This is a genomic window from Bradyrhizobium sp. 2TAF36, from assembly GCF_052114925.1.
Classification (GTDB): domain Bacteria; phylum Pseudomonadota; class Alphaproteobacteria; order Rhizobiales; family Xanthobacteraceae; genus Bradyrhizobium; species Bradyrhizobium barranii.
Map to the genome: position 1 here is coordinate 31,790 of NZ_JBFRFR010000028.1, position 18,846 is coordinate 50,635.

Annotated in this window: 18 protein-coding genes; 11 read left to right on the top strand and 7 right to left on the bottom strand. The window is 64.8% G+C overall.

Going from position 1 to position 18,846, the window contains the following annotated elements:
- Window positions 1-2: 2 nt before the first annotated feature.
- The 5 genes from cysW to AB4Z51_RS17525 all read left to right on the top strand — a co-directional run bounded on the left by cysW (window position 3) and on the right by AB4Z51_RS17525 (window position 4,582).
- Window positions 3-914, top strand: a complete 912-nt coding sequence (gene cysW, locus AB4Z51_RS17505; RefSeq protein ID WP_441497680.1) for a sulfate ABC transporter permease subunit CysW — start codon at window positions 3-5, stop codon at window positions 912-914.
- Complete coding sequence (locus AB4Z51_RS17510) at window positions 904-1,938, top strand: sulfate/molybdate ABC transporter ATP-binding protein (RefSeq protein ID WP_441497681.1); 1,035 nt, start codon at window positions 904-906, stop codon at window positions 1,936-1,938. The genes cysW and AB4Z51_RS17510 overlap by 11 nt, the downstream gene beginning before the upstream one ends.
- A gap of 96 nt (window positions 1,939-2,034) precedes the next feature.
- Entirely contained in the window at window positions 2,035-2,538 is a 504-nt protein-coding gene (locus AB4Z51_RS17515; protein WP_063980998.1) for a CAP domain-containing protein, read from the top strand.
- Between the two features lie 78 nt (window positions 2,539-2,616).
- The gene (locus AB4Z51_RS17520) at window positions 2,617-3,792 is read left to right on the top strand and encodes a DUF3734 domain-containing protein (protein ID WP_441497682.1); all 1,176 of its coding nucleotides are present in this window, start codon (window positions 2,617-2,619) and stop codon (window positions 3,790-3,792) included.
- Between the two features lies 1 nt (window position 3,793).
- Complete coding sequence (locus AB4Z51_RS17525) at window positions 3,794-4,582, top strand: 3-hydroxybutyrate dehydrogenase (RefSeq protein ID WP_028157423.1); 789 nt, start codon at window positions 3,794-3,796, stop codon at window positions 4,580-4,582.
- A gap of 125 nt (window positions 4,583-4,707) precedes the next feature.
- Here the strand turns inward: AB4Z51_RS17525 and AB4Z51_RS17530 are convergent, their stop codons facing one another.
- The 3 genes from AB4Z51_RS17530 to AB4Z51_RS17540 all read right to left on the bottom strand — a co-directional run bounded on the left by AB4Z51_RS17530 (window position 4,708) and on the right by AB4Z51_RS17540 (window position 8,224).
- Window positions 4,708-5,532: a sulfite exporter TauE/SafE family protein gene (locus AB4Z51_RS17530; protein ID WP_247302250.1), complete on the bottom strand. Its 825-nt coding sequence runs from the start codon at window positions 5,530-5,532 to the stop codon at window positions 4,708-4,710.
- A 190-nt stretch (window positions 5,533-5,722) separates the two neighbouring features.
- Entirely contained in the window at window positions 5,723-7,090 is a 1,368-nt protein-coding gene (locus AB4Z51_RS17535; RefSeq protein WP_441497683.1) for a flippase, read from the bottom strand.
- 294 nt (window positions 7,091-7,384) lie between these two features.
- Complete coding sequence (locus AB4Z51_RS17540) at window positions 7,385-8,224, bottom strand: protein-disulfide reductase DsbD domain-containing protein (RefSeq protein ID WP_208088814.1); 840 nt, start codon at window positions 8,222-8,224, stop codon at window positions 7,385-7,387.
- A gap of 142 nt (window positions 8,225-8,366) precedes the next feature.
- Here AB4Z51_RS17540 and AB4Z51_RS17545 point away from each other — a divergent pair, with 142 nt between their 5' ends.
- On the top strand, window positions 8,367-9,011 hold the full coding sequence (locus AB4Z51_RS17545) for a YqgE/AlgH family protein (RefSeq protein WP_063981003.1): 645 nt from the start codon (window positions 8,367-8,369) through the stop codon (window positions 9,009-9,011).
- A 175-nt stretch (window positions 9,012-9,186) separates the two neighbouring features.
- Here the strand turns inward: AB4Z51_RS17545 and AB4Z51_RS17550 are convergent, their stop codons facing one another.
- Together AB4Z51_RS17550 and AB4Z51_RS17555 are read right to left on the bottom strand one after the other, a co-directional pair.
- Complete coding sequence (locus AB4Z51_RS17550; protein WP_441497684.1) at window positions 9,187-10,074, bottom strand: TauD/TfdA dioxygenase family protein; 888 nt, start codon at window positions 10,072-10,074, stop codon at window positions 9,187-9,189.
- A 113-nt stretch (window positions 10,075-10,187) separates the two neighbouring features.
- Complete coding sequence (locus AB4Z51_RS17555) at window positions 10,188-10,967, bottom strand: SDR family NAD(P)-dependent oxidoreductase (protein WP_063981005.1); 780 nt, start codon at window positions 10,965-10,967, stop codon at window positions 10,188-10,190.
- A gap of 98 nt (window positions 10,968-11,065) precedes the next feature.
- Between AB4Z51_RS17555 and AB4Z51_RS17560 the strand changes: the two genes are divergently transcribed.
- On the top strand, window positions 11,066-11,803 hold the full coding sequence (locus tag AB4Z51_RS17560; RefSeq protein ID WP_441497685.1) for an SDR family NAD(P)-dependent oxidoreductase: 738 nt from the start codon (window positions 11,066-11,068) through the stop codon (window positions 11,801-11,803).
- A gap of 138 nt (window positions 11,804-11,941) precedes the next feature.
- Window positions 11,942-12,316, top strand: coding sequence for a CsbD family protein (locus AB4Z51_RS17565; protein ID WP_063981006.1), 375 nt, complete (start codon window positions 11,942-11,944; stop codon window positions 12,314-12,316).
- Between the two features lie 187 nt (window positions 12,317-12,503).
- On the opposite strand, the gene AB4Z51_RS17570 is transcribed toward AB4Z51_RS17565, so the two are convergent.
- Entirely contained in the window at window positions 12,504-14,213 is a 1,710-nt protein-coding gene (locus AB4Z51_RS17570; protein ID WP_441497686.1) for a DUF459 domain-containing protein, read from the bottom strand.
- Between the two features lie 294 nt (window positions 14,214-14,507).
- Between AB4Z51_RS17570 and AB4Z51_RS17575 the strand changes: the two genes are divergently transcribed.
- Together AB4Z51_RS17575 and AB4Z51_RS17580 are read left to right on the top strand one after the other, a co-directional pair.
- On the top strand, window positions 14,508-15,440 hold the full coding sequence (locus tag AB4Z51_RS17575) for a peroxidase family protein (RefSeq protein WP_441497687.1): 933 nt from the start codon (window positions 14,508-14,510) through the stop codon (window positions 15,438-15,440).
- Window positions 15,441-15,449: 9 nt separating this feature from the next.
- Entirely contained in the window at window positions 15,450-16,295 is an 846-nt protein-coding gene (locus AB4Z51_RS17580) for a hypothetical protein (RefSeq protein WP_441497688.1), read from the top strand.
- A gap of 24 nt (window positions 16,296-16,319) precedes the next feature.
- Here the strand turns inward: AB4Z51_RS17580 and AB4Z51_RS17585 are convergent, their stop codons facing one another.
- Complete coding sequence (locus AB4Z51_RS17585) at window positions 16,320-17,705, bottom strand: lytic murein transglycosylase (protein WP_441497689.1); 1,386 nt, start codon at window positions 17,703-17,705, stop codon at window positions 16,320-16,322.
- A gap of 200 nt (window positions 17,706-17,905) precedes the next feature.
- Here AB4Z51_RS17585 and galU point away from each other — a divergent pair, with 200 nt between their 5' ends.
- Complete coding sequence (gene galU, locus AB4Z51_RS17590) at window positions 17,906-18,781, top strand: UTP--glucose-1-phosphate uridylyltransferase GalU (RefSeq protein ID WP_014498169.1); 876 nt, start codon at window positions 17,906-17,908, stop codon at window positions 18,779-18,781.
- Window positions 18,782-18,846: the final 65 nt, after the last annotated feature.

The following is an 18,846-nucleotide window of genomic DNA, read 5'->3' on the forward strand; positions in this document are numbered from 1 at the left end:
TCATGACGATGCAGATCGCAGATTCCGTCTCGCTGCCTTCGACCGATGCGCGCGCACGTGCGCACGCCGCTGCGGCACGCGACAGCATCCGCACCGAACCGCCGGCAATACGTATCGCCATCATCGCGCTGGCGGTGACCTTCCTCAGCGTCTTCGTCGTGCTGCCGCTGGTTCTGGTGTTCGCGCAGGCCTTTTCGAGAGGCGTTCTCGCCTATTTCTCTGCGCTTGCCGAGCCGGAAGCGCTGGCTGCAATCAAGCTGACGTTGATCGTGGCGGCGATCTCGGTCGGCCTCAACCTCGTATTCGGCCTCGTCGCGGCATGGGCCATCGCCAAGTTCGAGTTTCGCGGCAAGACCTTCCTGATCACGCTGATCGACCTGCCGTTCTCGGTGAGCCCGGTGATCTCGGGCCTCGTCTTCGTGCTGCTGTTCGGCGCGCAGGGCTATTTTGGCAGCTGGCTTAGGGATCACGATATCCAGATCCTGTTCGCGGTGCCCGGCATCGCGCTCGCCACCACCTTCGTGACCTTCCCGTTCGTGGCGCGCGCGCTGATCCCACTGATGCAGGAGCAGGGCACGCAGGAGGAGGAGGCCGCGATCTCGCTCGGCGCCTCCGGCCTGCAAACCTTCTTCCGCGTCACCCTGCCCAACATCAAATGGGGCGTGCTCTACGGCGTCCTGCTCTGCAACGCGCGCGCGATGGGCGAATTCGGCGCCGTGTCGGTGGTATCCGGACACATCCGCGGCGAGACCAACACCATGCCGCTGCTGGTCGAGATTCTCTACAACGAGTACCAGTTCGTCGCTGCGTTTGCGATCGCCTCGCTGCTGGCGATGCTGGCCCTGATCACGTTGATCGCCAAGACCGTTCTCGAACGTCACCTCGACGAAGGACACGACGCAAGTGACCATTGAAGTCAGGAATCTCGTCAAGCAGTTCGGTAGCTTCAAAGCCCTCGATGGCGTCGATCTCAAGGTCGACAATGGCGAGCTGCTGGCGCTGCTCGGTCCGTCCGGCTCCGGCAAGACCACGCTGCTGCGCATCATCGCCGGCCTCGACTGGCCCGATTCCGGCGAGGTTTCCTTCAATGGCGAGGATGCGTTGGCGCGGGGCGCGCGCGAACGGAACGTCGGCTTCGTGTTCCAGCACTACGCGCTGTTCCGCCACATGACGGTGTTCGAGAACGTCGCCTTCGGCCTGCGCGTGCAGCCGCGCGCCAGCCGCAAGGATGAGTCCACCATTCGTGCGCGCGTCAAGGAGCTGCTCGATCTCGTACAGCTCGACTGGCTTGCCGACCGCTATCCGAGCCAGCTCTCCGGTGGCCAGCGCCAGCGCATCGCACTCGCCCGCGCGCTCGCGATCGAGCCGCGCATCCTCCTGCTCGACGAGCCCTTCGGCGCGCTCGATGCCAAGGTGCGCAAGGAGCTGCGCCGATGGCTGCGCTCGCTGCACCAGGAGATCAACGTCACCTCGATCTTCGTCACCCACGACCAGGAGGAGGCGCTCGAAGTCGCCAACCGCGTCGTGGTGATGGACAAGGGCAGGATCGAACAGATCGGCTCGCCTGACGACGTCTATGAAAGCCCGGCGACCGCGTTCGTCCACGGCTTCATCGGCGAATCCATCGAGCTGCCGGTCCAGGTCGAAGGCGGCGTCATCAGGCTCGGCGACCGCCCACTCAATCTTGCAGCAGACGGCTTGGTGTCTGGCGCGTCAAAACTGTTCGTGCGGCGACATGATATGCTGGTCGGCCCGCCCGGAAGCGGTGCCTTCGAGGGCGCCGTGCAGCACGTCCGGAATTTCGGCCCGGTGCAGCGGGCCGAGGTGGCGCTATCCGGTGGCGAGACCATCGAGATCGACGCCCCCCGCGACAGGGAACTGCGCGCCGGCGACACGATCGGCCTCGAACCGCGCCGCTACCGGATATTCGCGGCCTAGTAGGCGCCTCGGCCGAAAGCTCAAATCTTCCTCAATATTCACCTTTCAGCCACGGTTGGTATGCAACAACGGCCCCTCATTTGGGGGCCCCTGAACATGCGCGCTGCGGCCGCAATACTCATCACTTTGCTTCTCGCCGGCTGCGCCGGCAACGAAGCACCGGTCCAGCAGCCGTCGATGTATGCCGACATGTCGGTCCCGGGCACCAAGCTCGATGCGCAGGCGGCAGCGATCATGATCTCGCAATACCGCCAGAATAACGCCCTCGGCACCGTCGTGATCGACCCCGATCTGATGCGGCTCGCCGAATCCCAGTCCCAGGCCATGGCGGCGGCCAACAAGATGGACCATGACGTCCGCGCCCCGCTGGCCAAGCGCCTCAGCGCGGGCGGCTATCCGGCGACGGTGGCGGTCGAGAACGTTTCGGCGGGCTATCATACGCTGGCGGAAGCGTTTTCCGGCTGGCGCGACTCGCCTCCGCACCGGGCCAACATGCTCAAGAGCGGTGTCACAAAACTGGGCATCGCGGCGGGCTATGCTCCCGGCACCAAATACAAGGTGTTCTGGACCATGATCCTGGCCTCGACCGACCCCCGATAAGCCAGACTTGATCCCGGGATGCATTGACGCCGCGGCGGACTGTCGCCACGGTGGCTCGCCTTTTGCTATTGTTCCCAGATGACAGATCATAGCCCGGAAGTCGCAACAGTCCCCGCGAACGCGCAGCGCGTCCTGGTCCTCCAGGGCGGCGGTGCGCTCGGCTCCTATCAGGCCGGCGCCTACCAGTCGCTGTGCCATTTCGACTTCGAGCCGGAATGGGTCGCCGGCATCTCGATCGGCGCGGTCAACGCCGCCATCATCGCCGGCAACGAGGGACAGACCCGCGTCAAGCGGCTCAAGGAATTCTGGGAGATGGTGTCGGCGCCGGTGCCGTGGAAGCCGATCGGCAAGAGCGATCACAGCCGCGAGCTGTTCAATTCGACCAGTGCCGCATTGATCGCGACCTTCGGCGTGCCCGGTTTCTTCACGCCGCGCATTCCGCCCGCGCCGCTCTGGCCGCCCGGCACCAAGCAGGCCGAGAGTTATTACGACACCGCGCCGCTGAAGAAGACGCTGGAGCGCCTGGTCGATTTCGATCGCATCAACGATCTGAAGACGCGCCTGTCGGTCGGCGCCGTCGGCGTCACCTCGGGCAACTTCAAGTATTTCGACAATTACGAGTTCAAGAAGCTCGGCAAGACCATCGGCCCCGAGCACATCATGGCCTCCGGCGCGCTGCCGCCGGGATTTCCGTCCGTCGTGATCGAAGGCGAGCACTATTGGGACGGCGGCATCGCCTCCAACACGCCGCTCGACTATGTGCTCGATGCCGAGGTCGCTCGCGACATGCTGATCTTCCAGGTCGATCTGTTCAGCGCCCGCGGCGATCTGCCGAATTCGCTGCTCGAGGCGACCGAGCGCGAGAAGGACATCCGCTTCTCCAGCCGCACGCGGATGAACACCGACAAGAACAAGCAGATCCATAATGCGCGCCGGGCCGTGCGCGATCTGATTTCCAAATTGCCCGATTATCTGAAGAATGATCCTTCCGTGGAATTCCTCGCGAAGGTATCGCGTGAAAGCACCGTCACCGTGGTGCACCTGATCTACCGCAGCAAGAACTACGAATCCTCGTCGAAGGATTACGACTTCTCGCATGTCGCCATGGTCGAACATTGGGAAGCCGGCGTGCGCGACGTGCATCTGTCGATGCGCCATAAGGACTGGCTCGAACGGCCGCAGTCCGGCGAGACCATGGTGACCTACGATCTCACGGGGGACGTCACCGCGCCCCCGCCAAAAAGGAGCGAATAACATGGGTAGTCTGTCAGGCAAGAACGCCGTCGTGACCGGTTCGACCAGCGGCATCGGGCTCGCCTATGCGCGCGCCTTCGCCGCCGCCGGCGCCAATGTCGTCATCAACGGCTTCGGCTCGCCGGAAGACATCGAGAAGGAGCGCGCCAAGATCGAGTCCGACTTCGGCGTGAAGGCGGTGTATTCGCCGGCCGACATGACCAAGCCCGCCGAGATCGCCGGGATGATCGCGCTCGGCGAGAAGTCGTTCGGCTCGGTCGACATCCTCGTCAACAATGCCGGCATCCAGTTCGTCTCGCCGATCGAGGAATTCCCGGTCGAGAAGTGGGACCAGATCATCGCGATCAACCTGTCCTCGGCTTTCCACGCCATCCGCGCCGCGGTGCCCGGCATGAAGAAGAAGGGCTGGGGCCGTATCATCAACACGGCGTCGGCGCACTCGCTGGTCGCCTCGCCCTTCAAGTCCGCCTATGTGTCGGCCAAGCACGGCATCGCCGGACTGACCAAGACCGTGGCGCTCGAGGTCGCGACCCACAAGATCACCTGCAACTGCATCAGCCCCGGCTATGTCTGGACGCCGCTGGTGGAGAAGCAGATCCCCGACACGATGAAGGCGCGCAACCTCACGCGCGAGCAGGTCATCAACGACGTGCTGCTCGACGCGCAGCCGACCAAGGAGTTCGTCACCTCCGAGCAGGTCGCAGCCCTCGCGCTGTTCCTGTGCGGCGACGATGCCGCGCAGATCACCGGTACCAACCTGTCGATCGACGGCGGCTGGACCGCGGAGTAATCACGCGATGCCGTAGGGTGGGCAAAGGCGCGTCAGCGCCGTGCCCACCATTCCTCTCCGATTGATGAAAAGCGGTGGGCACGCTTCGCTTTGCCCACCCTACGAAAGCTGCGCTTAGTCTTCGTTCAATGCGTCCAGGCCAGCGCCGTCACGATCGCGGACGACAGGTTCAGTTCCGCGAACATGATCTTGCCGGCGACCACGAACAGCACGCAGGCAAGCGTCAGGCGCAGCACCGTCTCGGGGACGCGCGTTGCACTGAGACTGCCGACGATGATGCCGGGCAGCGAGCCCAGCAGCAGCACGCCCATCAGGGCCCAATCCACGTCGCCAAGCGCCCAATGTCCGATGCCCGCGACCAGCGTCAGCGGCACCGCATGCGCGATGTCCGAGCCGACGATGGTCGCCATCGGCAGGCGCGGATAGAGCAGCAGCAGCACGGTGACGCCGACCGCGCCGGCACCGACGGATGAGATCGACACCAGCACGCCGAGCACGATGCCGGTGACGACGGTCGCGATCGCGGTGGTGCGCGCATTGACTTGCTCGAGGCGCTTCCGATAGCGCTCCATGAGGGCCTTGCGGAAGATCAGCGAGGTCGCGGTCAGCAGCAGTGCAAAGCACAGCACCAGATTGACCAGGCTGCGCTCGGAATCGCTCCTGAGGTCGAGCTTCCACAGCACGAGCAGCGTCAGCGCGCTCGCCGGGATGCTGCCGCAGGCGAGCCGCAGTACCGCTGGCCAGTGCACGCTCCGCGACCAGCCATGCACCACGCTGCCGCCGGTCTTGGTGGCGGCGGCATAGAGCAGGTCGGTGCCGACGGCGGTGGAGGGGTGGATGCCGAACAGCAGGATCAGCAGCGGCGTCATCAGCGAGCCGCCACCCACGCCGGTCATCCCGACAAGCAGGCCGACGCCAAATCCGGAGGCGACATAGAGCGGATCAATCATGTCTGGGGAATCTTAGGTTTATCTCGTCGGTTGAGCAATATGACGTAGAATAAAATTTCCCTGAAGCGCAATCGCTTCGGTTGAATAAGAAAAATCTTGCTAGAGACGGTGGGCGGGTAGGGGGTTTCAGTCGCCGCCGCGCAAGGCGCGAAACAGCCATTCTCCAGGCCGGCAACCCGAGTGGCAGCGCCTATTTGCCAAACGCCAGTACGTGCAGGCCGAGCCGCCGGCGCACGATCCAGAACAGCAGCACCGTCTCGAATGTCAGCGAGATCGAGGTCGCGGCCGCGGCGCCGTGACCGCCGAAGCGCGGCACCAGCGCGATGCAGAGCACGAGGTTCATCACGAAGGCCAGCGCGTAGGCCAGCGCACAGATCTTCTGCTGGCCGAGCATGTTGAGCAGGCGCTCGACCGGTCCAATCGCGGCGCGCACCACGAGGCCGATCGCGGCGACGAACATGATGTCGTAGCCGACCGTGAATTGCGGGCCGAACAGCCAGAGCAGCGGCTTGCCGAGCGCAAGCAGCACGATGGTCGCTGCCAGCGACGGCCAGAACGTCCAGTTGATGGCATGCGCGACATAGGCCGACAGGCGCGCCTTGTCGCCGAGCGCGTTGTACTCGGCGAAGCGATGCGCTGTGGTCGCCGACATCGCGTAGTGGATGAACGAGACCAAGGCGAGCGTCTTCACCACCGCGAAATAGACACCGACCTCGTCCGATGGGCGGAACTGCTGAAGCACCAGCACGTCGGTATAGGACAGCAGCAGGTAGAAGCTCTCGACCAGCAGGATCGGCAGCGAGACGGCGAGCCAGCCGCCGATGTCGTAGGTCTTGGGGCCTGGCTCGATGTGATCGGCGAGCTTGCGGTTCAGCACTACCATCTGCCCGGTCATCGCGATCCACACCGCGCCGGCGCTCGCGACCATCGCGGCGACCGCGCCGAGGTGATAGCCGAGCAGGAAGGCAGCGGCCGTGATGCCGATGATCAGCGCCTGGCGGATGATGAATTGCGGCATCAGGCCGAGCTGCATCCAGTCATGCGAGCGCGCGATGCCGTCCTGGGTGTTGGCGACGACGAAGGCGGGCAGCGTCATGCAGCCGATATAGAGCGGCAGCACCTCGGCCGGATCGATCCAGGGCGAGAGCAGCTTGACGATACCGGCGAGCCCCAGCGACACCAGCGTGGACGCGGCAAAGGTCAGCCAGCGGCTGCCGGAGAGAAAGCCGCGCAGCAGTGCATGCTCGCCGCTGGTGCGATACTCGGGAATGATCTTTTGCGCGGAGGCCGAGATGCCGAAGTCCATCATGCTGCCGAGCAGCAGCACCCAGGTCCAGACGTAGACATAGATGCCGTAGTCGGACGTCCCCATCCAGCGCGCGAGCAGAACCTGCGAGAAATAGGCAAGGCCCGCGCTGATCACCCGGATGATGAAGATGGTGCCGGCCAACCGCCGCGTCAGCGACGCTTCGTTCGACCCGCCCGTCAGCTTCGCGCGCAGCCGCGCGATGAGGCCGGCAGGTCCGGTCGTTGCGGGTTCTGCATCCATCACGGCCAATTCGAGATCCCCAGGGCGTCCGTATCAGGCGTCCCGCATGCTGCGGCAGGCCTGATGCGTTAGCCCTTGGGGATTAGCAACCATTCGTTAAGATTGGGTTGGGTGAGGCATGCTGCCGCTCCAGCCACCGGCGTCGTCCCCGCCTAGTGCGCAATTGCGCACGGGGGGCGGGGACCCATAACCCCAGCGAGAAATCGTTGCGCTGGCTGGTAACTCCGAGTCTTCGCCAAACCACTCCCTGTGGCTATGGGTCCCGGGCTCGCGCTGCGCGCGCCCCGGAACGACAGCTTCGGCTCACTCCAAATTCGTATTGAACTCGTACGATTTCTCGGGCGCGACGAGCGTGAACTTCAGCGCCGCTCCGTCGGGCTTGGCGCCCGGCGGCAGTCCGTCGAGCTCGAAGGAAAATCGCTGCACGCCGGGTGGGCTGCGCTCGACCGGCGCCGGAATCGGCAACGCCCAATCGAGCGTTGGCCCTTCCACGAACAAATTGACGCCGCGGCTGTCAGGCACGACCACGTCGACCACCACATTCTTGGGACCGTCACGTTTGACGTCGCGGATGGTCAGCGGATTGGGATCACCGATCGTGGCAGGCTTCGGCACGGTGTCGAGCGCAGCACGCAGATTAGCGTCCTCGGTCGAGGCGACGTTGTTGAAGCCGAGCTCGACATTGGCCTCGACGGGAACGCAGAGCTTCTCGCACACGGCGTAGTTGATCTCGGCGCGCAGCGTCACCGGCTTGTCGGGCGCCTTGGGCACGATGCGCAGAGGTAGCACGATCTGGCCGTGATAGCCGATCGAATGCCCGCCCGCGCCGTCATCGAATTTCAGCGGCGCCGGCCACATCACCGTCACCGCTTCGACATTGTCCGATTTGGAGAAATCGAACCGCGGCGGAACGCCGGAATCGCCGGGGATGCGCCAGTAGGTCTTCCATCCCTGCTGGAGCTGGAAGGCGATACCGCCGAGCAGGACGGCGCCGCTGCGCGATCCCGCCAGCAATCGCACTGCGGAATGGCCGTCGCGCTGCCAGGGCGAAGCGTCGTCGGCGCGGGCTGCAAGCGTCACCGACGACGCAAGCAGGGTTGTTGCGACGCCAAACGCCGCATGCAGGGGAACTCTTGTCAGCATGGCACGTCTTTACAGGGTCGCCCCTGGGCAAACCATTGAATTGCTTGTGATGGATGCACCTGAATCAAGTCTATGCAAGCCTTGATTTGACAGCAGCCCGGCCCGACATCAGGATAGGAATCGAAACCGGAGTGCTTCACCGATGGCTCCCACAGGCAAAAGGACGGGCGAAAGCACCCGCAGCGCGGCCCCCGCGCTTCCCAGCTCGGCCGGCTATCTCGACGGCCAGCTCCTGATCGCGATGCCCGTGATGGGCGATGAGCGCTTCGAGCGCTCGGTGATCTATCTCTGTGCGCATTCCGCCGAGGGCGCGATGGGCATCATCGTCAATCATCCCGCCGGCAGCATCGACTTCCCCGAGCTGTTGCAGCAGCTCGGCATCATCAAGAAGGGCGAGCACATCAAGCTGCCGGAGAACGCCGAAAGCATGAAGGTGCTGCGTGGCGGGCCGGTCGATACCGGCCGCGGCTTCGTGCTGCATTCCAGCGATTTCTACATCGAGAACGCGACGCTCCGGATCGACGACGGCGTCTGCCTCACCGCGACCGTCGACATCCTGCGGGCGATCGCCAACGGCTCCGGCCCGAAGCACGCCATCCTCGCGCTTGGTTATGCCGGCTGGGCGCCGGGCCAGCTCGAGACCGAAATCCAGAGCAATGGCTGGCTGCATTGCGATGCGGATTCGGATTTGATCTTCGGCGACGATGTCGACGAGAAGTACGGACGCGCGCTGCGCAAGATCGGCATCGATCCCGGCATGCTCTCGAACGATGCGGGACACGCGTAGCTGTGTAGCAGCTGCTGCGACGGTTTGCGGTGTCCTGCGCCACCCTCCGCTGTCGTGCCCCGGCTTGACCGGGGCATCCAGTACGCCGCGGCCTATCGATTCCATCACAACCGTCTCGGAGTAATGGATCGCCCGGTCAAGCCGGGCGATGACCACGTCCAGCGGGGTGTGCCGCCTACTCCGCCGCCTGCTGCTGTACCGTCGGCTCTGTCCCCGCCACCGTCGCGCGGCGCATGTCGCGGGGCTGGGACTGGTCGTAGCGGCGGACGCGATGCATGGTCTGGCGGTTGTCCCACATCACGAGATCATGCAGCTTCCATTTGTGGACGTAGACGAACTCGCCTTGCGTCGCATGCTCGTTCAGATCGCGCAGCAGCAGCCGACCTTCGGGGACGCTCATGCTGACGATCTTGCCGGCATGCGATGAGAGGTACAGCGACTTGCGGCGATGCACCGGATGGGTGCGCACCAGGCGCTGCAGCACCGGCTTGAACATCTGCTTTTCGTCGTCGGTGTACTCGGTGAAGCCGAGCGATCCGCGCGAATACATCAGCGAGTGCTCGCAGATGAGATCCTCGATCTCGGCCTTGGTGTCGTCATCGAGCGCGTCATAGGCCGCGCGCATGTCGGCGAACTCGGTATTGCCGCCCTTCGGGTTCACCACGCGCGCCGACAGCAGCGAGAATTTTGCGGGGATCGGGCGAAACGAGCTGTCGGAATGCCACAGGCAGTTGCCGAGGTTGAACAGATGCGCGCGGCTGTCCTTCGCCAGCGGCTTGCCWTCCTTGCCGAGATTGGAGACGTCGTTGAGGCCCGATTGGAGCCGGTAGTCCTTTTCCTTGGTCACGGTGCCGCCGCGCGCGTCCTCGCGCTGGCCGAAATTCAGCGCGAACGCCATCTGCTGCTCGTCGGTGATGTCCTGGTCGTGGAAGACCAGCACCGCATATTTGTCCATGGCGGCCTCGACCTCGCGCGCCTCGGCCTCGGTGAGAGGCTTTCGCAGGTCGAGGCCGGAAACCTCGCCGACAAAATGTTTCTGAAGCCGCCGGATGGCGATCGTCATGGTGTTTCTCCCGCGAACCGCGAGCGGTTGGTCCCGCTCTGCCGATAAAAAAGCTACTCCCGCGACCGGCGTTGTCAACGCTCGGCGCGCATATCTCTTAAGCGTCATGGCTCTCACGCGTTGCGCGCCATCAGGCCTCCGTCGACAGGGATCACCGCGCCGGTGAGGAAAGACGCAGCCGGCAGGCACAGGCTCAGCGTCATATGCGCGACCTCCTCGGGGTCGCCGTAACGGCCCAGTGCAGTGCGGCGCTTGGCGTAGATGGTCTTGTGCTCTTCGGAGATCCGGTCGGTGATGGCGGTGCGGATCGGGCCCGGGCAGATGCAGTTGACGGTGATGCCTTCGCGGCCGAGCTCGACGGCGAGCGAGCGCGTGAGGCTCGCCACGCCGCCCTTCGCCGCCGAATAGGGGCTGTGCAATGCGGTGGCGCCGAGCGCCTCGGTCGAGGCGATGTTGACGATGCGCGGGCTCTTCGACTTGCGCAGGTGCGGCAGCGCGGCGCGGATGATGCGCGGATGCGCCGTCAGCATCACGGCGATGCCCTTGGCCCAGGCGTCTTCGTAAGCCTCGTCGTCGATCGCGACGCGCACGGAGATGCCGGCATTGTTGACGATGATGTCGAGCCCGCCGAAATGCGCCGCGACGTCGCCAACCACGCGCTTGATCTCGCCGCCATCGGCGACATCGAGCTTCCACGCCTTCGCGGATCCGGCGTTCGCGGCAATCTCCTTGGCAACGGACAGCGCGCCCTGCTCGTCAAAGTCGGTGACGGCAACGTTCGCGCCTTCAGCGGCGAACACGCGCGCGGTCGCGCGCCCCATGCCGCTCGCCGCACCCGTGACGAGAACGGTCAGGCCTTTCACCGACCGGCTGAGCTCCTTGAATTCGGACATGCCGTTTCCTCGCGTCCCTTGTTTCTTGTTATGAGATGGACAAGGCTGGCATCGATCCGCAGACAGGTCAAACAAGCAAGATAAAAGGGGAGGCCACGATGGCGAACGAGCTCGATTTCTCAGGCAAGCAGGTGCTGGTGGTCGGCGGTTCCAGCGGTATCGGCAACGGCATCGCGCAAGCCTTTCGCGCCAGGGGCGCGCAAGTTGCAGTCTGCGGCACGCGTGCTCATCCTGCGGAATATTCGGCGCAAGAAGGCTCCGATCTCACGGGTCTTTCCTATGCGCAGCTCGACGTCGGCAACACCGGCGCGGTGGAAGCGTTCAAGCCGTCCTTCGACCGTCTCGATGTGCTCGTGCTCGCGCAGGGCGCGGTGCTCTATCGCCGCGGCGAGTTCGAGATGGCTGGCTTCCGCAAGGTCGTCGAGGTCAATCTGATGAGCCTGATGGCCTGCGCGACGCGGTTTCACTCCATGCTGCGCGATAGCAAGGGCGCGCTGATCATGGTGTCCTCGACCGCAGCCTATCATTCCACCATGGGCAATCCCGCCTACAACGCCTCGAAGACCGGCGCAGTCGGATTGACGCGGACGCTGGGCGAGGCCTGGGCCGAGGATGGCATCCGCGTCAACGGTATCGCGCCCGGCCTCGTCGACACCAAGATGACGAAGGTGACAACCGACAATCCCAAGCGGCTCGAAGGCGCGTTGTCGCGCATTCCGCTGCGCCGATTGGGCACGCCGGCTGACATGGCGGGCGCGGCGCTGTTCCTGGCCTCGCCGCTGTCGTCCTACATCATTGGCCAGACGCTGGTCGTCGATGGCGGGCTCATCCTGTAGCCCGGATGGAGCGACTGGCCCGCCGTGGCCCGAAGAGCGCAGGCGGGAGCGTAATCCGCGGCCTACACACTTTCGCAGAAGCTTGGAACTGCGCTGCTCCTGATCGGTTACTTGGGCTGACCCCCGAGGAGGAGCAACATGGACAAGGATCGGATCGTCGGATCGGCCAAGGAATTCGCTGGGCGCGCAGAAGGCGCCGTCGGTGATCTCGCTGGCGATGCGCAGACACAGGCGTCAGGCAAGGCGCGGGAAGCCGCCGGCACCGTGCAGAATCTCTACGGCCAGGCCAAGGATGCCGTGCGCGACGCCGGTGAGACTGCGGCCGGCTACGCCAAGGACGCCTACGACAAGCCGGCCGAGACCTTGCGCGACGGTTCGCAGGCGATTGCCAAGAAGGTGCAGGACAATCCGCTCGGTGCGCTGCTGATCGCCGGCGGAATCGGCTTCGCACTCGCGCTCCTGATGTCGCGTCCCGCCCGTCGCCCGCCGCCGCGCTGGCGCTATTACGGTTAGTCGCCACCGCCCGAATTTTTCGTGCCCCGGACGCAATGCGGCCTAGGCGATGCTTAGCATCGTCCGGCAACGTCGCTTTGCAGAGCCGGGGCCCATTCTTTTGTGAAATTCGTGAGTGGGCTAGGTCCCGGCTCTGCGTCGCATCACCAAGAGGTGCTGCGCCGCGTCCGGGACGCGAGACCTTCGCTTACCGGAACATCTCCGCCGATCGCCCGACGTTACCAGGCGGGCGCGGGATCGCGGGATTGGGATTACGCGGCGCCGGCGCGAATTGACGCGGCGGTGGTTGCGGAGAGCCGAAGCCGAAGAAATCGCGGAATGCCGGCGTTGCCTGGGCCGGCTGCTGCGGCTGCTGCACCGGCGGCCTCTTCGGCGCGAGTCTGGGCGGCGCGATCGCGGCGGCAGCGCTTGGCGTACCGGGAGCAGCAGCAGCACCATCCGGCGTCGTCGCCGCCATCGGCGTATCGCCCTTGGCCTGCTCGCGGCCGACTTCGCGGCGCGGCCAGGCATAATCATCGGCACGGCCGGCGGGCGCGGCCAGCGGCTCACCCTTCACCATCGTCTTCGCGGCGAGCGCATCGACGGCAGCGGGACGCGAGCCCGGTCCGCCCAGCAATTGATCGGCCGAGATCGAGGCCGCAACCAGCGGCACGATCGGTCCCGCCAGCGGCCGCGGCGCGGGCTTACCGGGCTCGGCGCTGGTGTCGGGGGTCGCAGGCTCGCTCGGCAGCGCAATCGGGCCGGAGCGTCCGGCGAGCAGGCGCGTGATCTCGCGCTCGACATAGTGGGCGAGCTTGCGTGCGCCGGGTTTCGTGAAATAGACGCCGTCATAGCTGCGGAGCTGGCGGATCTGGCCTTCGAAGTCCGGGCCCTTCTGGAGGAAGCGGCCGGCTTCGTCGACAAAGCCGTCCCAGACATCGACATAGGTGATGCCGGCCTTGGCGGCGCCTTCGCGATAGAGCGAATCCAGGAACAGCATGTCCGCGGTGCCCTTGGGGCCGCGGATCGCGGGCAGGCCGACCCAGAGCACCGGAACGCCCTTGGACTTGAGGACGTTGGCCAGCTCCTCGATCTTCTTGCCGTAGAGCTCGACCCAGCGCTCGTCGCGGAATTCGTAGAGGCCGTTCGGATTGCGCGCGGTCTTGTCCGGCGCTGTGACCGCCGGCGTGTCGGCGTTGTCGGCATCGTCCTGCGGCAGGTCGGTGTCGGCGGGCTTGTCGTCCGGCTTGGCGGCGGAATCAGGTTTGGCGTCGCCGGGCTTGTCGCCTGGCTTTCCTTGCGGCTTGGCGCGCGCGCCCTTGTCGTTCTTCTTGTCCTTGTCCGTCGCCTTGTCGGGCGCGGCCTCGCGGATCGAGATGCGGTCGTTGAGGCCGAGCATGACGACGATCACATCAGGCTTCTCGGTCTCGAGGATGCCCTTCGCTGCCGCCGCCCAGTCCGCGGGCTCACCCTTCGGCTGGTACTTGATCAGGCCGGACGTGGTCTTGTGCTTGCGGATCACGCCCATGTCGGGCTGCTCGGTGTAGGCGTCTTCGAGGCCGTAGGCGAGCCAGTCGGCCATGGCGTCGCCGATCACCAGCACGTTCTTGTCGGGCGTGGTGTCGCGCTTGGCTGGTGCCGGCGCGCGCGAAAAATCCTGGCGCGGCGCCTGCTGCTGCTGCTGCTGCTGGAATGGCGCGAAGAAGTCGCCGCCGAACCAGCCGCCGCCTCCACCGTTCCGCGGTGGCGGGGCCTGCCGCTGCGGCGGGCCGCCGAAGCCGGGGAAGTTGAAGAACTGCGCCGAGGCGGGTCCCGCGACGGAGACCAGAATCGCAAGCGCCGTCCCCAGCGCGATCAGCGGGCCGGTCTCGGTCAGCGCCTTGAAGAAGGACTTGAACTGGGGCCTGGGCTTCGACATGCGATCTCGGGCACGCGCAATGGGGGTCGGGATAGGCTCGATATAATAACGGAATCGGGCGCCAAACGGGCAAATTCTATCGTCATAAATCGCCCGATGGGTCCTGAGGTCAAGGCCGATTGGTCCGAAACAGGCCGGAACCGTTAACAGAGGGCCGGATCATCCGGTGCGACGGTGTGATCCACCCCCAATTGCGATCCATCTCACAACTTCAATGGCGGTCTAACGGTATTTTCACGCTGAAATAGCGCTCTCTCAATATTGATGACCAATTCCAATTTCGGGAGTGAACTCATGCAGGACATCACCAAGCAAGATGTTGCCGAGTCGCGTGCGCAAGCCGAGAAATTGCTCGACGCGCAGGCCGAGCAGTCCAAAGCGAAGCGACCGCAAGGCCATGGCCGATCCGAACGTGGCCTGGACGCCGTGGCTTACCAGCCGGAAGGCTTTGGCCGGTTCGGCCGCATGTTCCCGGAGCTGGCCCGGGCCCGCTTCGGCGATACCCTACCGCAGGAACAGGCGATCATGAATGCGATCGCCGACACCATGATCAAGCGGGGGGATACCGGTGCGCCGATTACCGAGGAGGAACCGGCCGACGAGAATCCGAAGATCAAGGCAGGCTACACCTATTTCGGCCAGTTCATCGATCACGACATCACCTTCGATCCCGCCTCCGATCTCGACCGTGACAATGATCCCAACGCGACCCAGGATTTCCGCACGGCGCGGCTGGATCTCGACAGCATCTACGGCCGGGGGCCGGCGGATCAGCCCTACCTCTACAATCCCGATCTCACCATCAAGCTCGGCTTCGACAAGACGCCGGCCTATCTGAAGGGCAAGAAGAAGCTCTTCGACGTGCAACGCGCGCCGCGTGACGAGAGCGGTGAAGTCGACGATGAGCATCAGGATTGCCCACGCGCCATCATCGGCGACAAGCGCAACGACGAGAACAACATCGTCGTGCAGATTCACCAGCTGTGGCAGCGCTTCCACAACAAGATCATGCTCGACCTGGCGCGGCCGTCGACCGAGCCGGGAAACGAGCGGCCGGGGATCACGGGCCTCGCAGCCTTCAATACGGCCCAGCGCAAGGTACGCTGGCACTATCAATGGGTCGTCTTGCACGACTTCGTGCGGCGCATCGTCGGCGACAAGATGTTCCACGCGGTCTACAACGGCGGCAAGCCGAAGCTCCACTTCTACAAGCCGGAGGACGCGTAATATCCGTTCATGCCGGTCGAATTTTCGGTCGCGGCCTATCGGTTCGGCCACTCCATGGTCCGGCCGAGCTATTCGCTGAGCGCGGAGATACCGCATCAGAGGGCGCCGAAGAACAAGCTGGACCGATTGCCGATCTTCAAGCCGGACTTCAGCTGCGACGACGTGCGCAGCCTGAACGGCTTCCGTCCGTTGCCCCCGGGATGGGGCATCGACTGGAGCTTCTTCCTGCCGGACGTGGCAAGCGATCTGCCGGAGCCGACGGCGGAGCTCCCGTTCGACCAGTTCGTGCGGCCGCAGCCGGCGTATCGGATCGACACCATGCTGGTCGATCCGCTCTCGATGTTGCCGGACCTGCGCAACGAGAAGAGGCCTGATCGCAAGTCGTTGCCAAGCCTGAACCTGCAGCGCGGCATCGCGCTGGGCCTGCCGAGCGGGCAGGCGGTGGCACGGCGCATGGGTCTCAAGCCCCTGACGGACGAGCAGCTCTGGATCGATCAAGGCAATCTGGACGACGACGCCGCGAAGGCACGCCGCGACATGTTCACGGAAAACGCTGCGCAGCTGCACGAGAACGCACCGCTCTGGTACTATATCCTGCGCGAGGCGGAGCTGGCCGACGCGGTCAAGACCGACTTCGAGGATGAGGACGAAAAGCCGACATCGCAGGTGCTTGGCGGCAGCAGGCTGGGCGACGTCGGCGGACGCATCGTCGCCGAGGTCCTGATCGGCCTGGTCTTCGCCGACAGTCAATCTTACCTGGTCCAGTTCCCGGATTGGCGGCCCACCGTCAAGGATATGTCGGACCCCAAGACGAGGTTCGAGCTCTCCGATGTCGTGAACTACGTCGATTCCTGAATGATCGGCTGTGGCGGGCGGTGTTTACCGCCCGCGCAGCCGCTCCAGGGCGTCGGAGGAGGCAAACCCGTCCGCAGGCACCCCGATCGAGGCCTGGAAGTTGCGCAGGGCCTCCCGGGTCTGGCCGCCGAACTGGCCGTCCGGGGTGCCCTTGTAGAAGCCGCGCTGGGCCAGCAGCTGCTGGAGTTCCAGCCGTTCGGTACGGGACAGCTCGCGCTCCTGCCGCGGCCAGGGCTGCACGAAGGGCTGGCCGCCGCGCAGGCGGTCGGCGAAATGGCCGATCGCCAGCGCATAAGCCTCGGCCGGGTTGTACTTCATGATGACGCGGTAATTCTGCAGCATCAGGAAGCCCGGGCCCTGCGCCCCGGCGGGCGCCAGCAGATAGGCTTTCTCGGCCGGATGCGGGAAGGGCTGGTTGGCCGGGCGCTTGAGCCCGAGCTTCTCCCACTGCGCCATCGTCATCGCCTTGGCGCGATCGGCCAGCATGTAGTTGAAACCCTGGGGCACCACGACCTCGTAGCCCCAGGTCTGGCCGGCCTGCCAGCCGTCCTTCTTCAGATTGTTGGCGGTCGAGGCGATCAGATCGGTGGGATTGTGGACGACGTCGCGCCGTCCGTCGCCATCACCATCCACGGCAAAGCGCTTGAACGCGGTCGGCATGAACTGGGTCGGGCCGAAGGCACCGGCCCAGGAGCCGCGCATCTGCTCAGGCCTGAGATCGCCGCGGTTGAGGATCTCCAGCGCGGAGAGAAACTCGTCCTTGAAATAGGCTTGGCGGCGGCCGATGCAGGCGAGCGTCGCGGTCGATTGCAGCACGCTGCGGTCGCCCATCTGCGTCGAGTAATTGGACTCGATGCCCCAGATCGAGGCGATGATGTAGCGGTCGACGCCGGTGGCTTTTTCGGTGGCGTCGAACTGCGCCTTGTATTTGGCGAGGACCTCGCGGCCCTTGGCGAGGCGGTTGTCGTTCACGAGGATGTCGAGATAGTCCCAGATCGACTTGGTGAACTCCGGCTGCGAATCCATCAGGTCCATGATGCGCAGATCGGGCGACAGCCCGGCCGTGAAGCGCTGGAAATTCTCCTGCGTGATGTTGCGCCGTGCGGCATCGGGCCACATCCCCGCGACGCAATTGTTGAAGTTGGAGGCGGCCTCGCGGATCGCGGCGGCCGTCATCAGCGGGTGGCCGGAGGCGCCGTCCTCGCCGGTCCATGGCAAGGCGCCGCCGGGGCCGGGCGGGGCTTGCGAGGGCGCTGGATTCGGGCCGGAGAAAATACCGCCGAACAGGTGCGACAAGCCGTTCTGCGCCTGGGCGCGCGCGCTGACAGGCAGCAGCACGGCGGCCGCAAGCATCATTGCGCCGGTCACAAATCCAGCACGTTTCGCCAGCGCTGCCACTGATTGCATCATACCCTACCTGTCCGCCCGAAAATCCGCCTTCAGGAGGCCCGGTACCGGTTGCCAATAGCTTAACAAAGGTGAAATTTTGGTGTCGGCCTTTTTCTCAACTCTGTGAGCGCGAGGCCCCACATCCGCCTTTGTTAGCGGCTGCAAACAAGCTAGCAAGATACCATTGCTCCCTTCACGTCCTCAGGTATTCGATCTGTCCCATGAAAATTCGCAAAGCCGTATTCCCCGTCGCCGGCCTCGGCACCCGCGTCCTGCCCGCCACCAAGGCGATGCCGAAGGAAATGCTGACCATCGTCGACAAGCCGCTGATCCAGTACGTCTATGACGAGGCGAGGGAAGCCGGCATCGAGCATTTCATCTTCGTCACCGGCCGCAACAAAAACGTCATCGAAGATCATTTCGACAAGATGTTCGAGCTCGACGCGACGCTCGCCGCGCGCGGCAAGAAGGCGGAGCAGGACATCCTGGCGCAGAATCAGCCGGAGGCCGGCGCCGTCAGCTTCACCCGCCAGCAGGCGCCGCTCGGTCTCGGCCACGCGGTCTGGTGTGCGCGCGACATCGTCGGCAACGAGCCGTTCGCGGTCGTGCTGCCCGATGAGCTCGTGCTCAACACGACCGGCTGCCTGAAGCAGATGATCGAGACGGCTTCAACGCTCGGCGAAAAATCCAACGTCATCGCGGTCGAGGCGGTGCCCGACCATCTTACCCATCAATACGGCATCTGCGGCGTCGGCAAGCGCACCGGCAAGATGTTCGAGGTCGACGGCATGGTCGAGAAGCCGGCCAAGGGCACCGCGCCCTCCAACCTCTCCATCACCGGCCGCTACATCCTTCAGCCGGAGATCTTCAAGATCCTGGAGACCCAGGAGCGCGGCGCCGGCGGCGAGATCCAGCTCACCGACGCCATGATCGGCCTCGCCAAGTCGCAGAAATTCTACGGCGTCGAGTTCGAGGGCGAGCGCCATGATTGCGGCTCCAAGCCCGGCTTCCTCCGCGCCAACATCGCCTACGGCCTGAAGCGGCCGGAACTGCGCGATGGGCTCATTGCGGAGATGAAGAAGTATCTGGGGCAGTAGCGCTCCACTCGTCATTGCGAGGAGTGAAGCGACGAAGCAATCCAGGCTGCCTCCGCGGAGACAGT

Excerpts from the sequence above, each read along its gene's own strand:
- AB4Z51_RS17555 (WP_063981005.1), bottom strand. The coding sequence starts at position 10,967 with ATGTCCGAATTCAAGGAGCTCAGCCGGTCGGTGAAAGGCCTGACCGTT.
- AB4Z51_RS17525 (WP_028157423.1), top strand. The coding sequence starts at position 3,794 with ATGGGTAGTCTGTCAGGCAAGAACGCCGTCGTGACCGGTTCGACCAGC.
- AB4Z51_RS17575 (WP_441497687.1), top strand. The coding sequence starts at position 14,508 with ATGCAGGACATCACCAAGCAAGATGTTGCCGAGTCGCGTGCGCAAGCC.
- AB4Z51_RS17515 (WP_063980998.1), top strand. The coding sequence starts at position 2,035 with ATGCGCGCTGCGGCCGCAATACTCATCACTTTGCTTCTCGCCGGCTGC.
- galU (WP_014498169.1), top strand. The coding sequence starts at position 17,906 with ATGAAAATTCGCAAAGCCGTATTCCCCGTCGCCGGCCTCGGCACCCGC.
- AB4Z51_RS17545 (WP_063981003.1), top strand. The coding sequence starts at position 8,367 with ATGGCTCCCACAGGCAAAAGGACGGGCGAAAGCACCCGCAGCGCGGCC.
- AB4Z51_RS17585 (WP_441497689.1), bottom strand. The coding sequence starts at position 17,705 with ATGATGCAATCAGTGGCAGCGCTGGCGAAACGTGCTGGATTTGTGACC.
- AB4Z51_RS17530 (WP_247302250.1), bottom strand. The coding sequence starts at position 5,532 with ATGATTGATCCGCTCTATGTCGCCTCCGGATTTGGCGTCGGCCTGCTT.
- AB4Z51_RS17580 (WP_441497688.1), top strand. The coding sequence starts at position 15,450 with ATGCCGGTCGAATTTTCGGTCGCGGCCTATCGGTTCGGCCACTCCATG.
- cysW (WP_441497680.1), top strand. The coding sequence starts at position 3 with ATGACGATGCAGATCGCAGATTCCGTCTCGCTGCCTTCGACCGATGCG.
- AB4Z51_RS17540 (WP_208088814.1), bottom strand. The coding sequence starts at position 8,224 with ATGCTGACAAGAGTTCCCCTGCATGCGGCGTTTGGCGTCGCAACAACC.
- AB4Z51_RS17565 (WP_063981006.1), top strand. The coding sequence starts at position 11,942 with ATGGACAAGGATCGGATCGTCGGATCGGCCAAGGAATTCGCTGGGCGC.
- AB4Z51_RS17570 (WP_441497686.1), bottom strand. The coding sequence starts at position 14,213 with ATGTCGAAGCCCAGGCCCCAGTTCAAGTCCTTCTTCAAGGCGCTGACC.
- AB4Z51_RS17560 (WP_441497685.1), top strand. The coding sequence starts at position 11,066 with ATGGCGAACGAGCTCGATTTCTCAGGCAAGCAGGTGCTGGTGGTCGGC.
- AB4Z51_RS17520 (WP_441497682.1), top strand. The coding sequence starts at position 2,617 with ATGACAGATCATAGCCCGGAAGTCGCAACAGTCCCCGCGAACGCGCAG.